The organism is Lacrimispora sp. 210928-DFI.3.58 (assembly GCF_020554865.1).
In the GTDB taxonomy this organism is placed as follows: Bacteria; Bacillota; Clostridia; order Lachnospirales; family Lachnospiraceae; genus Enterocloster.
Genome location: NZ_JAJCIC010000001.1, coordinates 137,834 through 152,407, shown reverse-complemented (window position 1 = coordinate 152,407; position 14,574 = coordinate 137,834). Strand labels below are relative to the sequence as shown.

General features: G+C 49.8%; 9 protein-coding genes and 2 pseudogenes. 2 read left to right on the top strand and 9 right to left on the bottom strand.

From position 1 onward, the window contains the following. Positions 1–536: 536 nt before the first annotated feature. Both LIZ87_RS22805 and LIZ87_RS22800 read left to right on the top strand, forming a co-directional pair. A pseudogene (locus LIZ87_RS22805) lies at positions 537–1,646 on the top strand (recombinase family protein); the annotation flags it as partial. 753 nt (positions 1,647–2,399) lie between these two features. Further along, positions 2,400–2,981: pseudogene (locus tag LIZ87_RS22800) on the top strand (ABC transporter substrate-binding protein); the annotation flags it as partial. Between the two features lie 119 nt (positions 2,982–3,100). On the opposite strand, the gene LIZ87_RS00690 reads toward LIZ87_RS22800, so the two are convergent. The 9 genes from LIZ87_RS00690 to secG all read right to left on the bottom strand — a co-directional run bounded on the left by LIZ87_RS00690 (position 3,101) and on the right by secG (position 14,446). Continuing rightward, positions 3,101–4,549 carry a D-alanyl-D-alanine carboxypeptidase family protein gene (locus LIZ87_RS00690; RefSeq protein ID WP_227144779.1) on the bottom strand — a complete coding sequence of 483 codons (1,449 nt, stop codon included), beginning with the start codon at positions 4,547–4,549 and terminating at the stop codon, positions 3,101–3,103. A gap of 178 nt (positions 4,550–4,727) precedes the next feature. Next, the gene (locus LIZ87_RS00685) at positions 4,728–5,168 is read right to left on the bottom strand and encodes an HIT family protein (RefSeq protein ID WP_178314057.1); all 441 of its coding nucleotides are present in this window, start codon (positions 5,166–5,168) and stop codon (positions 4,728–4,730) included. Positions 5,169–5,303: 135 nt separating this feature from the next. Continuing rightward, positions 5,304–5,837 (bottom strand): hypothetical protein, encoded by a 534-nt coding sequence (locus LIZ87_RS00680; protein ID WP_227144777.1) that lies wholly within the window; start codon positions 5,835–5,837, stop codon positions 5,304–5,306. Between the two features lie 14 nt (positions 5,838–5,851). Beyond that, entirely contained in the window at positions 5,852–7,120 is a 1,269-nt protein-coding gene (locus LIZ87_RS22685) for a 2-hydroxyacyl-CoA dehydratase (RefSeq protein WP_178316778.1), read from the bottom strand. Between the two features lie 9 nt (positions 7,121–7,129). Beyond that, the gene (locus LIZ87_RS22525; RefSeq protein WP_227144775.1) at positions 7,130–10,099 is read right to left on the bottom strand and encodes an acyl-CoA dehydratase activase-related protein; all 2,970 of its coding nucleotides are present in this window, start codon (positions 10,097–10,099) and stop codon (positions 7,130–7,132) included. A 108-nt stretch (positions 10,100–10,207) separates the two neighbouring features. Next, positions 10,208–10,981: a YdcF family protein gene (locus LIZ87_RS00665; protein ID WP_178316776.1), complete on the bottom strand. Its 774-nt coding sequence runs from the start codon at positions 10,979–10,981 to the stop codon at positions 10,208–10,210. Positions 10,982–11,372: 391 nt separating this feature from the next. After that, on the bottom strand, positions 11,373–11,840 hold the full coding sequence (gene smpB / locus LIZ87_RS00660) for an SsrA-binding protein SmpB (protein WP_178316775.1): 468 nt from the start codon (positions 11,838–11,840) through the stop codon (positions 11,373–11,375). Positions 11,841–11,844: 4 nt separating this feature from the next. Next, on the bottom strand, positions 11,845–14,088 hold the full coding sequence (gene rnr / locus LIZ87_RS00655) for a ribonuclease R (RefSeq protein ID WP_227144920.1): 2,244 nt from the start codon (positions 14,086–14,088) through the stop codon (positions 11,845–11,847). Between the two features lie 106 nt (positions 14,089–14,194). Further along, positions 14,195–14,446 (bottom strand): preprotein translocase subunit SecG, encoded by a 252-nt coding sequence (secG, locus tag LIZ87_RS00650; protein ID WP_178315917.1) that lies wholly within the window; start codon positions 14,444–14,446, stop codon positions 14,195–14,197. Between the last annotated feature and the right edge of the window lie 128 nt (positions 14,447–14,574).

Genomic DNA, 14,574 nt, shown 5'->3' with positions numbered 1-14,574 from the left:
CACCTCCGGGATATACCGGCTATGTATATGGAATTTCATTACCGCTAAAGTTATATTATCTTTCATGCGTCCGTGTGGCCTTATGCCGCCCGGACGTTTTTCTGTTCTCATAGTATATCCTCGGGCCAATTTGGCCCGAAGCGTGGAGAAAGACTAAAAAGCGGTACTTTTTATCGGGTGCCGCTCTTTAGCATTTCCCCACAAGACGAGAGGGAAACGTGCCGCATAGGATAAGCCTATCCTTTCATACGATTATATGAGACAAAATTTGAGGTGATTATCATAAGAAGGCAGAAGGAGGTTTGTTACTTACTTCAAAAAAACGATTCTGATATTTCCGAGATTACAAAGAAAAAAGAGGCTCTGCTCAGGCAGGGCTATCTGGTAGTTACAATTATTGAAGGCAATCAAAAAATGGAAAGTGGATTGCGGGATGTTGTTCGGAACCATTTTCACTAATCGTCTACAACATTGTGCTATTCTGCCTATATGGTAAAATATAGGTATAAGGTTAATAGCAAAGGAGGTCACTATTTATGATTACAACTAAAATAAATACTCCCCTTGTAATAGACGGTTATGTTCGGCTTTCCAGAGACGATAACAAGCGAAACTATTCGTCTATCGAAAATCAAAAGCTGATTATTCAAAAATATGCCGAAGATAATAATATGATTGTCCGCCATATATACGAGGATGACGGTATTTCCGGTTACTCTTTTAATCGTCCTGACTTTCAGAAAATGATGGCGAATCTTGACACCATAGATGTGATTGTGGCAAAAGACCTTTCCCGGATTGGCAGGCATAATGCAAAGGTACTGCTCTTTTTGGAGGAAATGGAGGAACAGGGAAAGCGTGTTATCTTAATTGATGATAACTATGATACCCTTTACTCTGACGACGATATTATCGGAATCAAGACATGGGATAATGAACGCCATGTTAAAAATACCAGCCGGAAGGTAAAGCGAATCAAAAAAATGGAACAGGAAAATGGGACTTTGAAATGCGCCCCACCCTTCGGTTATACACAGCACCCGTTGAATAAACAGATGGTTTTGATTGATGAAGAAGCCGCTGCTATTCTGAATCTGGAAAAAGACCTTTATCTGGAAGGAAACGGGATTCGCAGAGTTGCGGAGATTCTTTCAAAACGTGGTGTTCCCACTCCTACCATGTTACAGAAAGAACGGTATGAATCTTTAGGACTGCCTTATAACCGTGAAGTCGCTTATATGTGGAGCTATGGCATGGTAAAAGATACCCTGTTTAACGACTACCATAACGGAATACTTCGTACCCACAAGCGGGAACGTGTTACCATAAACGGTAAGGATAAAAAAATCCCCAAGGAACAACAATATGTATTTCCCAATCATCACCCGAAAATATTTGATGATGATACCATGAAACTCCTTTTTGAAGTGAAGGACAGCCGCCACAACAGCAAGTATCGCGGACAGAAGAAGCATATCAATCTCTTTTCCGGTTGTTTGTACTGCAAAGACTGCGGTATGAAGCTGACTGCTATCAACCGCCCCAATCGTGGGAAATATTATGTTTGCGGCACTTACAATAAAAAAGGAAAGCAATTTTGCCAGCACGCCCACTTAGTAACCGAAGAAACCCTGACTGATGCTTTGATTAAGTATCTCACTCTTTGCCGGGACAGTCTGACAGATATTATACAAAATTTTGACTTATCAAAATTAAAGGTTGATACTTATTCCACCAACGACAGTCAGCAGAGATTAGAAAGTGAACTGGAAAAAGTAAAAAATGAGTTGAAAACGCTGATTGCTCAAAAAGTAAAAGAGATAACAGCTAACCCGTCCATGAATGAAATTATCAATGAGACGTATGCGGCTCTGCAAACTGAAAAAATGGAACGCATTTCTGCCATTGAAAAAACCTTGCAGGATTTAACCAAAGAACCGCATATCCCTGTAACTACGATAAAGCCCAATCTTCAAACCGCACTGGATATTCTGAATGAAGTTCTGGAACAGAAATCATTGACCCGGACAGACATTGAGGTACTTGTGGAAAAAATCATTGTAGATAAAGATGGAAACGTGGACATTTACTTGAAACACGGCCTTGGCAATCTGGCGGCTTATGATTTTAAGGCAGACAAGGAAAATCTGAAATTGACTATGCTGATTGAAGCAATCCGGCTTCTGGCAAAAGACGAAACAGGTTTTACCTCTGTTAAATTCCTTGCAGAAAGCCTGAAATCTATGGGCTATCCCATGCACAAGAAGAAATTCGTGACCTACATGGAGCACCTGCTGGACTTAGGACTGGTTGAAAAAACTGGAATCTACCACTATCCATACAGAATAGTCGCCTCTCGACAAAAACTGCATGATGTGGAAAATATGTTCATCATGCTGGGGCAGACAGGCGGTATGCCCCAGATGGTATTTGAATATATCCTGAAAAAGCACGGTATTGACCCGGCCGCTGACCTGACTATTGACCAGAGCATCAGCTTCGGGCTGACGGCTGCTGCTTTTACCAGCAATGATGCCGACTACACAGTGGAATTTGAACCCTTTGCCACTACGCTGGAGATGGAGGGGAACGGATATGTGGTAGCCTCCCTTGGGACAGAATCCGGCTATGTGCCTTATACGGCTTACTGCGCAAGGAAGAGCTATATGGAGCAGAATCCGGAGATCATACAGAAATTTACAAATGCGGTCCAAAGGGGCCTTGACTATGTCAATTCCCACTCATCCGAGGAAATCGCAAAGACGATCCAGCCCCAGTTCAAGGAAACTCCTGTGGAAAAGATTTCCGCCATTGTAGAGCGCTATAAGGAGCAGGATACATGGAAGGGCGATACGGTTTTTGAAAAGGAAAGCTTTGAGCTGCTGGAGAATATCTTAGAGGAGGCCGGTGAGCTGAAGGAGCGGGTGCCTTATGAGGAGCTGGTGACAACGGAATTTTCTGTATCAGCAAAAAAACACTAAAAGCTTTCTGACAGGCGCACTCAAATGAAACAGGGATGCTGACAGCAATTGGCCGAAATGGCCTGCTGCAGCATCCCTGCTTTTTTATCAGCAACAAGTCTCAATGCATCCCAGGGCGATCATCTTCCTGCGGCAGCTGCACTGTCTGCAGCGCCCGCAGGATTTCCGTCACCTCCGCTATGTTCAAAGCTCCGGGCATTTTCATCACCCGTGCTGCCTGCTGTTTTCATCTGCCAAGCCGCGATCAGCTTTTTCAGGTAATCCATATAGCCGGCCTCTCTGACACTTCCGGCTGTAACTACATTGACCTCCCCCAGCTTTTTGCCGCCCAGGGCATATTCCAGGACTCCGGCCTTCTGCCCCGGCTCCACCGGTGCGGGCATTGCCTCCTCCAGGATCAGGTTCCTTTCAATGCCTCCGAAGTCCTCTCCCTTCAGGCTCAGATAGGAAAATGTCCCTTCATAGGCCAGCTCCACCTCATCCTCCACGCCTCCTTCCACAGGCATCACAGGCAGTGGCAGAGGTTCTTTGTCCTCATAAAGGCGGCAGTTGGCATAGCCGTAGTTTAAAAGGGTCTGGGCGTCTGCAAAGCGGACCTTGTAATCAGGGGCAGCCATGATCGCGGCGATCAGGCGCACACCATCTTTCTCCGCCGTGGCAGACAGGCAGTATTTTGCCAGGGAGGTGGAGCCTGTTTTGAGGCCTGTGACGTTGAAATTTGTCGCCATCTTCAAAAGCTTATTGGTGTTGGAAAGGCCGAACTCCTTTGTTCCCTGCTTTGTCACATGGGTGATATTCTCCATCCATATGGTGGAGTAGTTGTGTATCTGGGGATATCGGTTTATCAGCTCCCGGCTCATGATGGCAATGTCCCTGGCCGTTGTCAGATGCTCCGGATCCTCCGTCAGCCCGCAGCAGTCCACAAAATGGGTGTTGGTCATCCCCAGGCCTGCCGCCCGCTCATTCATCATCCGCACAAATTCCTCCTCTGTCCCCGCTATGTACTCTGCCATGGCAACAGAGGCGTCATTTCCGGAGGCAATGACAATGCACTTGATCAAAGTCTCCACTGTCTGCTTTTCGCCCTCCTCCAAAAACACCTGGGAGCCTCCCATGGATTTTGCCCTGGCGCTGGTGACGACCTCGTCTGTCAGCCGGATCTTCCCCGCCTGCAGGGCATCAAAGATCAGGATCAAGGTCATAACCTTTGTGACGCTGGCAGGGCTGCGCCTTTCATCCGCCCCTTTTTCGTAGATCACCTGGCCGGTGGAAGCCTCCATAAGGACAGCCGAGGGAGCGGCAACCTGCACAGCACCTCCGGACTCAGGCTCTGTTCCGGCCGGAAGTGCGGTTCCGGCTGACAGGGCCGCTCCGTCAGGATCCTGCCCCACGCTCCAGCCATGGCCCTCCTCCTGCCCGCCTGCACCGGCAGTTTCTTTCTCCGCCGCATTTCCCGCAACCAACGCCCCCGCCGGAATGGCAAGCTCTGGTTCCTGGGCCAGAGCCAGGGCCTGAGGCTGTGCTGACAGCAATGTGACTGCGCATATGATCGCTGTGATCCGTTTCATTCCTTTCCTTCCTCCAGTCAAACTCTTCTACTACTCATTGTATGGAGGAGGACAGACATGATATGACAAGAGGGCGTTTTCACACAGATATTTTAAGAGAAAAAGGGCTGCCCGGTATCCCGGACAGCCGCCCTTTAAATCTTAAACAAACGGGGAACGCGAACTCCGCTTTGCTCCGTTATACTTCCTTCAATGCCTGCCTTAAATCCTCTGCCATCTTCTCGTACTCAGCATCGGTCAGCATGGTCCTTCCGCTGTTCATCTCGAAGGTGCCGCCCCACTCTTCGCCGCCTTCATACTTCGGAACAATGTGGAAATGCAGATGATGTCCGGTATCGCCGTATGCGCCGTAGTTTACCTTGTCAGGATGGAATACCTTGTGTACGGCTCTTGCAACCTGTGCCACCTCTGCAAAGTAATCATTTCTCTCCTCATCCGTCAGGTCGATGAGCTCGCTCACATGCTTCTTGTGTGCCAGGATCACTCTGCCCTTCTTGCTCTGCTCCTTGAATACATAGAGGAAGCCTGTCTTCATCTCACAAACTGGATAACCAAATTTTGCTACTAATTCTCCCTGCATGCAATATGCGCAATTCGGATCTTTTACCATTTCTGCCATCACCTTTATCTCCTTTTCATACATAGTTGGTAACTGTTCAGCACCCTCACAGTTACCATAGTTCGCACTTTTAAACATACCACGAATGGACATGAAATTCAATTCTAATCTCTCAATTTTTGGAAAATTTCCGCATCAATACAGGGAAATGTCCTCCCCCACAACGGCCTTTGCCACTCCTGTTTTCTTATCAACCTCATAGGTATTGATATTCCGGAACCTGTCCGGCTTTTCCTCCACCCGGACTACCACCTTGATGTAAGAGTTTGTGGTCTCCTCCACATGGAATAAAAGGGGCCTTTCCTCCTCCTGATAAAGCTTGTCGCGGACCAGTGCATTTTCGAGCAAATGGCAGGCAGACTCCTGGTTGATCCCCGGGCGTGATCTCAGTTCTCCCGATGATTCATCCAGGTAATACCACTTATTCAGCGCATCATCCTTTATCCAGCCTGTGAGCAGATTTCCGTCTTCATCTGCATAATACCATTTCCCTCCCAGCTCATTCCAGCCCGGAAGGATCACATCGCCGTATTCTCCGGCAGCCTCTTCAAAAACCGTCTCCGCTCCATAGGCCTTAAACGGCAGAACGGCAGAACACAATATACACGCCGCCGCCAATGCCCGGCAGCTGTTTTTCAGACAGCTTCTGCGCCCATTTTTTAATTTCATGGCATCTCCTCCTTTTATCCTTCCATCCCTTCCCGCGCCACGGAAAGCATCAGCTTGATCCTGTTTTCCTGGTTCACGCGGGAAGCGCCCGGATCGTAATCAATGGGTACGATATTTGCCTGTGGGTACATTTCCTTGATCTTGTGGATCATGCCCTTGCCGCATATATGGGTGGGCAGGCAGCCAAAGGGCTGGGTGCAGATAATGTTGGAATATCCGTGGTTCACCAGCTTGATGATCTCCGCCGGCAGAAACCACCCCTCTCCCATCCTGTTGCCAACGCCGATCAGGCCGTCCACAAGAGGCTTTGCATCCTCATAGCAGGAGAGCATATGGAACACGGGATAGCGGCCCACCGCGTCCATAAATGCCTTCTCCACTTTTTTGAAATAATCAAGGAGCAGGCCTGCGATCTTCTTCTTGAGAATGCTGCCTCCGTAAAGCCTCACATCCTGGATCCTCGCATCAATCTTAAACATCAAAAAGCCCAAAAGCCCCGGAACCATGACCTCGCAGTCCTGTCCTGCCAGGAACTCCTCCAGATTGTTGTTGGCAAACCTTGCATATTTTACATAGATTTCTCCTACAACACCCACCTTTACCTTAGGCACCCGGTTCACGGGAACCTCCGCAAAGGACGGGATGATCCTGTTGAAATTCTCCGTCATATCCTTCAGCCCGAAGCCTGTCCTGTGCTTAAACTGGCCTGCAATATCCAGAACCCATTTTTCGATCAGCTTGTCTGTATCTCCCTTGTGGAGCTCATAGGCTCTGGTCTGGTTGCCAAGGAGCATCAGCAGATCCCCGTAGATCACCCCTGCCACGCAGCGCCGGATGATCGGCAGTGTGAGCACAAAACCGCTGTTAAACTCCGAGCCCGACAGGTTGAAGGATATCACCGGAACCTGGCCGAGATTCGCCTTTTCCAGGGCCTTTCTCAGCAGGTGGATGTAATTGGAGGCACGGCAGCCCCCTCCTGTCTGCATGATCAGAAGGGCTGTCTTATCCACATCATATTTTCCGCTCTCCAGGGCATCCAAAAACTGGCCGATCACCAAAAGAGCCGGATAACAAGTATCATTATGTACATATTTTAAACCCAGCTGCTTGATCTCCGGCTTTGCCGACCTCAACAGCTCGATCTTATAGCCTTCATTGAGGAACACATGCTTCATCAGCTCAAAATGGATGGGCAGCATATCCGGCACCAGGATCGTGTAGTCCCGCTTCATCTCCTTTGTGAAAATGATTCTTCCGTTCCTCGTTCTCTTTATCTTTGCCATGTCAATGTGTTACTCCTTTTCTGCCTTCCTGTACAATGTCGGCCCGGCTGTCCTGCTTCCTGCATTCTGCCCTTCCTCTTCCCTCTGCTCCAATGCTGACAAGAGGCTTCTAAGGCGCACCTTCACCGCTCCCAGATTGGTGATCTCATCGATCTTGATCTGGGTGTAGATCTTCCCGGACTTCTCAATAATGCTCCTTGTCTCATCGGTGGTAATGGCATCCAGGCCGCAGCCGAAGCTGACTAACTGGACCAGATCCATATCCTTCTGGGTACAGACGTATTTGGCAGCCGCATACAGCCTTGCATGGTACATCCACTGGTTCAGCACCCGCACCGGAAACTTTGACACCTTATGGCTCACAGAATCCTCGGAGATCACACTGACGCCAAAGCCATTTATCAGCATATCAATACCATGGTTGATCTCAGGATCCACATGGTAAGGACGCCCGGCCAGGACGATGATACGCTTTCCCTCTTTTCTTGCAAGGGCAACGATCTCCTCTGCCTTCTTCCTCACTCTTTCCAGGAATATCTCCCGTTCCTGAAAGGCCAGGTCGCTGGCCCGCTTCACCTCTTTCTGGGAAATCCCCTCAAAGTACCGGCTCAAAAGCTCTGTCATTTTCTCCGGGAAATATTTCTTCTTGTGGGGGCCCACATAGTCATTGATCAGCCTGGTCTTTCCTTCAAAATGGGTGTTGGCGGCTATGACCTCAGGATAATAGGCCACCACAGGGCAGTTGTAATTGTTATCTCCCAGTCCCTCATCAAAGTTAAAGCTCATGCAGGGATAAAATACCGCATCCACCTGCTTTTTCACCAGATATTCCACATGGCCGTGAAGCATTTTCGCCGGAAAGCACACCGTATCGCTGGGGATGGAGTGCTGCCCTGACAGGTAGAGCTCACGGTTGGAAAATGGAGACACCTCCACCCCAAAGCCCAGGGCCTCAAAAAAGGTATGCCAGAAGGGTACAAGCTCATACATGTTGAGCCCCAGAGGCAGACCGATCACTTCCCTGCGCTTCCCTTTCACTGTGCCGTAGGCGGCGAGAAGCTCCTGCTTATATTTATAAATATTGTGGGCAGAATCCGTGACCCGCTTTGTCACAGGACGTTCGCATTTGTTCCCTGCAATATACCTGCGCCCGCCGGAAAACTGGTTGACGCTTAAGCGGCAGTTATTGCTGCACAGCCCGCAGTTTATCTGCTTCACTTCGTGGAAAAAGCTCTGCAGCTCCTCATAGCCCATAATGGAGCTTTCCCCTGCCTCCCGCGCCATGGCGTCAAGGGCACAGCCGCAAGCCCCCATAAGCCCTGCGATCACCGGCCTTACCACTTGGATATCAAGCTCCCGCTCAAATGCACGCAGGACCGCATCATTTAAGAAGGTTCCGCCCTGGACCACGATCCTCTTTCCAAGGGCATCCACACTGGCGGGACGGATCACCTTATAGATGGCATTTTTCACCACGCTGATGGACAGTCCGGCTGAAATGTCCTCTGTGCTCACACCATCCTTCTGGGCCTGCTTCACCGAGGAGTTCATGAATACTGTACACCGCGATCCCAGATCCACCGCATTCCTGGCAAAAAGACCCAGCTTTGCAAACTCCTCCGATGTATAGTTTAAGGCCCCCGCAAAGGTCTGGAGGAAAGAGCCGCAGCCGGAGGAGCAGGCCTCATTGAGGTAAATATTGTCGATGGCAGAATTGTGGATCTTGAAGCATTTCATGTCCTGGCCGCCGATATCGATGATAAATTCCACATCCGGCATAAATTCCTGGGCTGCCTTTAAGTGAGCCATGGTCTCCACCAGACCGTGGTCGATGGAAAATGCATTCCGGATAATATCCTCCCCGTATCCTGTGACGCAGGAGCCTGCGATCCGGATACCCGGACAGCGCTCATAGACGCTTATCAGGTAATCCTTCACGATCGGCACCGGGTTTCCGCTGTTGGAGCGGTAGATGCTGTCCAGGATCTCCCGGTCCTCTCCCATCACCACGGCCTTTACCGTGGTGGAGCCAGCGTCAATACCGATAAAGGCCCTGCCCGTATATCCCTCCAGCTTTCCATACTTTACGTCCGCCTTTCCATGGCGTTCCCGAAATTTCCTGTATTCCTCCTCGTTTTGAAACAGAGGCGGAAGGGTGTCAAACTCATGGACAGACTCGTATGCAGAGAGCGCTTCTATGACTTCATCCAGCTTCACTGAATTTTTCGCACAGAGCGCCGCGCCCAGAGCCACATAATACAGGGAATTTTCCGGGCAGATCCCCTTTAGCCCCAGAGCCCTGTCAAAGCTCTTTCGCAGCTGGGGCATAAATGTCAGAGGCCCTCCCAGGTAGAGGACATTTCCCTTGATGGCCCTCCCCTGGGCCAGGCCCCCGATGGTCTGGTTCACAACAGCGCTGAAAATGCTTGCCGAAATATCCCGCTTATCCGCTCCCTGGTTGATCAGAGGCTGGATATCGCTCTTTGCAAACACACCGCACCGGGAGGCAATGGTATAAAGCTTCGTGCTCTCCCTGGCATAATCATTCATCTCGTCCGGGGTAATGTTAAGAAGGGTCGCCATCTGGTCAATAAAGGCGCCGGTACCGCCGGCGCAGGACCCGTTCATCCTGGCCTCCATGGCCCCCTCCAGATAGATGATCTTCGCGTCCTCGCCGCCCAGCTCAATGATCACATCCGTATCAGGGGCATTTTCCATGGCTGCTACCTTTGTGGCATAGACCTCCTGGACGAAATCAACGGAGCAGCTCTCCGCCATCCCCATCCCTGCGGAACCGGAGATCACCAGGCTGACCTCATCCTCCTCCCGGAACCGGTCCCTGATCTTTTTTAAAGTCTCCACCGTCTTTGCCGTGATCTGGGAAAAATGCCGCTCATACGCAGAATACAGAATACTTCCGGCATTATCCAGAACAATGCTCTTTATTGTGGTGGAGCCCACATCTAATCCTATTTTCAAGTTTCTCTTCTCCTTAGCATTCCTACTCTAGTATAACTTTACTATTTTACCATTTATTGAGGAAAAATGCGTAAACAGAATGTTAATTTTTAAAAAATAAATTATCATTTAAAACACTGCCTTCCGTACCATCCCCGGATATTCCCGTTCAAGCTCTGAAAATGCCTCTTCAACCTCCTCCGGAATGTCCACATGGGCAATGTATGCTTTTCCTTTGGGCCCATATCCCTCCGGGCTGTCTGCCAGGCGCGGGATCTCACCCATGAGCAGGGAGAGATATCTGTCCATATCCCACATTCCCCATATTTCTTTCTCATATATGAGCTCCGAATCCTTTGTGGTCACCTTTGCCTGGTAGGCAGCAAAATTAATGACCTGCACATCCGAGGCATATTTGCGCAGTCCGGCCTCCATTCTGTGCTGCATGGAGGCATCCTGCGTGAGAATGATGGACCTGCAGGGTATCTTATGTTTCCTCATCAGATCCAGCAGATATGTGATATTATTTCCACAGTTTGTGGAGCTGCGCTCCAAAAGGTCAGCATGAAGCCCATAGCGGTATTCCAAATAGGCCTCAAATATGTCGGCCTCCGGCAATCCGGCTGTCTCGATCTTCGGAAATTCTGCATGCATCTTCTCCCTCAGAGTCTCTGTTGTATGCCCGGCTCCTCCCACAATGATATAGGTTTTCGCAATATGCTGCTTCATTGCCTCTGCAAGGACATCGCCGCCGCACAGGATGCTTCCTCCAAAGAGGACCATCACATCTGCCTGCTCTATTCCGTAACGCTTCCTTAATTCCTCACTTCGCAAAGACGGAACATCCCTTTTTCCGCAGAATCCACCCAATATATTGATGCACTCAGCAATTCGCTCCCTCATGTGTTACCTCCTTTCTGTCCTTTCCGGAAATGATCCCATATTACCTGAAAAATGTTCGCCTATGGACATGGCACAAAAAAGATATTGTTCTGTGTCTTCTCTCTTCATATCATAAAATGCCTCCGGCTATCGGCCTGTTGTTGTATGATCAGGATTCTGCTATGGTTACCAAGGTTTATTTTTCAATGCTTGGTTTACTGGGGGCTTAAAAGCCGATACACAGTCTCCACATTTGTTGAGGTTATAAAAATGATATCGCCAGGGTATGGTTTGACCCTGGCGGATATTCACAATTAAAAATGTTACATGTTCAGACAAAGATAACTATTTTTCTATCAATACGATTCTTTCCAACGCCCTGTTTAGGAAATAAAGGAAAAAACACTGCTCATTAATACAGATTTTTCACCTTAAACTCCTTCTCCAGCTCCCGCCTCTGGTCCTTCTTCGCAATATCCGCCCTCTTGTCATAGAGCTTTTTGCCTCGTGCCAGCCCGATCTCCACCTTTACCAGGCTTCCCTTAAAATACACCTGGAGAGGCACCAGGGTAAGGCCCTTTTCTGCGATCTTTCCGTTCAGCTTCATGATCTCGCTCTTGTGGAGCAGGAGGCGGCGGACTCTTAAGGGATCCTTGTTGAATATGTTTCCCTTCTCATAAGGGCTTATGTGCATTCCGTACACAAATACCTCACCCTTTTCGATCTTTACAAAGGCTTCCTTTACGCTGCATTTTCCCATACGTATGGATTTCACCTCTGTGCCAAAGAGTTCAATGCCAGCCTCATACTTGTCTTCAATAAAATATTCGTGATATGCCTTCTTATTGTTGGCGACTAATTTGATACTTTCCTTCCCCATCACTCTACTCCTCCTCGTCCCTGTCCTCTCTCGCCCACTGGCGGGCCAGGATAAAATCCACAGTGCGCAGCAGGCGGTCCGTACCTGCCACCTGTACCCGCACAGGCTGTCCCAGCTTGTAGGTCTTCTTTGTCATCTCGCCTGTCAGCTCATAGCGCTGCTCGTCAAATAGATAGTAGTCATCGTGGAGCTCACTGAGCCTCACTAAGCCCTCTACCGTATTTGGCAGCTCCACATAGAAGCCCCAGTTCGTCACGCCGGAAATAACACCGTCAAATTCCTGCCCGATATACCGGGACATATATTCACATTTTTTCAGCTTGTCCGTCTCCCGCTCCGCCTCGTCCGCTCTGCGCTCTAAGGCAGAGGACTGGACTGCGATCTGCGGCAAAAGACGCTCATAGTGGGCCGTACGCCTCTCTCCCAAGCCTCCCCGCAATCCTTCCTTTATGATCCGGTGGATCTGCAGATCAGGATAGCGCCTGATGGGGGAGGTGAAATGGGTATAATACTGGGTCGCCAGTCCAAAATGCCCGGAGCACAGGGTCGTGTATTTTGCCTGCTTCATGGACCGCAGGGTCAGACGGGAGAGAAGCGCCTCCTCCGGCGTGCCCTCGATCTTATCTAACAGCTTCTGAAGCTCCTTTGGATGGATCTCCCCCTGCTGCATACGGATGAAATATCCAAAGTTGTTGATGAAAATACCCAGCTGCTTGATCTTTTCCGGGTCCGGGTTGTCATGGGTTCGGTACAGGAAGGGCACTGACTGCCAGTAATAATCCTCCGCCACTGTCTCATTTGCCAGCAGCATGAAATCCTCTATGATCCTTGTGGCGGCATTCCTCTCATAGGGCTTGATCTCCAGGGGCTTTCCCTGGGGATCTAAGAGGATCTTACTCTCCGGGAAGTCAAAATCAATGGCCCCCCGCTTTCTCCTTTTCGCCCGCAGCCGGTCTGCCAGCTCCTTCATGGCAAGGAACATGGGGACAAACTCCTTATACTCTGCCGCTGTCTCCCCATTTTCCTCTGTGAGAATCGCATTTACCGCTGTATAGGTCATGCGGCGGTCCACATGGATGACAGACTCGCAGATCCGGTGGTCCGCCACTGTTCCGTCCTCCTCCACCTCCATGATGCAGCTTAGGGCCAGGCGGTCTGTACCTGCATTCAGGGAGCAGATCCCATTGGACAGCTTGTGGGGCAGCATGGGGATCACCCGGTCTACCAGATACACGCTTGTTCCCCGTCTGACGGCCTCCTTATCCAGAGGGCTTCCCTCCCTCACATAATGGCTCACATCGGCAATGTGAACCCCCAGGATCACATTGCCGCGGCTGTTCCTGCCTATGGTCACAGCATCATCCAGATCCTTTGCATCCTCTCCGTCAATGGTAACTGTCTGGAGTACCCTCAGATCCAGCCTGCCTGCCAGGTCCCCTGTCCACTCAGAGGGGGCAGGCAGGTCGTCCAAGCCATAGCAGGGATCACAGGACTGCCGGGACAGGGCTTCCCCGCCCGCAGACACGTTCCCTATGGGATGCCACTCTCCCGGAACCTCCACACAGTCTCCGATCCCTTCGATCTGCTCCATCACCTCCTCCGGAAATGCCTCCGGCAAGCCATATGCCCGTACAATGGAGAGGATATCTGTGCCAGGATCACTTACATGGCCCAGGATCTCCTTTACTACACCCTCCGGCTTGCGTCCATTTCCGCCGAAATCCTTGATCAGGACCACCACCTTATGCCCTGTCACAGCGCCCATATCGCAGCCCTGGGGAATAAAGATATCCTTCGCGATCTTCTGATTATCGGGGATCACAAAGCCAAAGCTCTTGTTTTTCTGGTAATATCCCACCACTTCCTTATTGGCATGCTCCAGCACGCGTATCACAGCGCCCTCAGCCCTGCGCTTATCCCGGCTCTCGGATTCCACTACGATCTGTACACGGTCCCCGTGAAGGGCCGCTCCTGTCTTGTCCTCCGGTATGAACACATCCTGTTCCATGCCCTCCACTGTCACAAAGCCAAAGCCCTTTGGATGGCCGGAAAAGATGCCGTTGACAGAAAATGCCTCTGGCTTTCCATATTTTCCCTTTTTTGAGATCCCAGCCTTGCCCTCTGCCACCAGAGCATCCAGAACCTCTGTCAGCTCTCCTCTCTGGGACTTTGGGATATCTAACAGGATGGCGATCTCCTTCGCCTTCATGGGCACATAGGCCTTGTCGTTTAAGAGCTCTAAAAGCACCCTGCTGCGGCGTTCAAATTCTTCTTTTTCCATATAACCTCTTTCTAAAAATAAAACACCCTTATATATGAATACAAGGGTGTCTTCGTCTGTTCCTTTGTCTCTATTATCCCTGGACCTTTAACAGAATATTCAGGATAAGGGTAATAACCATGAAAATAATGGCTCCATATCTTGTAAAATGCTCTAAGGCACCTTCCATGGAACGGCCCTTGTTCTTGCTCCAGTAGCTGTCTGCCATGCCGCCGATAGCGCTGCCCAGACCATTGGACTTGCCCTCCTGCATCAGGATCACCACGGAAATTGCAACACCGAGGAGTACATATATGATTGATAAAATAACCTGTATAACTGACATTCGCCCGCACCTCTCCACTTTCTTAAATAGTCAAACACAGTTACTATACCATATTATGTCCCAAATTACAAGGCCTTTTTCCCTCTTGAATCTCCGCATTTGTCCCTCTTGGATCTCCGCATTCTGCA

Coding starts and splice junctions, on each gene's coding strand:
- smpB (WP_178316775.1), bottom strand. CDS start 11,840: ATGGGGAAGGAAAGTATCAAATTAGTCGCCAACAATAAGAAGGCATAT.
- LIZ87_RS22685 (WP_178316778.1), bottom strand. CDS start 7,120: ATGGCAAAGATAAAGAGAACGAGGAACGGAAGAATCATTTTCACAAAG.
- LIZ87_RS00685 (WP_178314057.1), bottom strand. CDS start 5,168: ATGGCAGAAATGGTAAAAGATCCGAATTGCGCATATTGCATGCAGGGA.
- LIZ87_RS00665 (WP_178316776.1), bottom strand. CDS start 10,981: ATGAGGGAGCGAATTGCTGAGTGCATCAATATATTGGGTGGATTCTGC.
- secG (WP_178315917.1), bottom strand. CDS start 14,446: ATGTCAGTTATACAGGTTATTTTATCAATCATATATGTACTCCTCGGT.
- LIZ87_RS00690 (WP_227144779.1), bottom strand. CDS start 4,549: ATGAAACGGATCACAGCGATCATATGCGCAGTCACATTGCTGTCAGCA.
- LIZ87_RS00680 (WP_227144777.1), bottom strand. CDS start 5,837: ATGAAATTAAAAAATGGGCGCAGAAGCTGTCTGAAAAACAGCTGCCGG.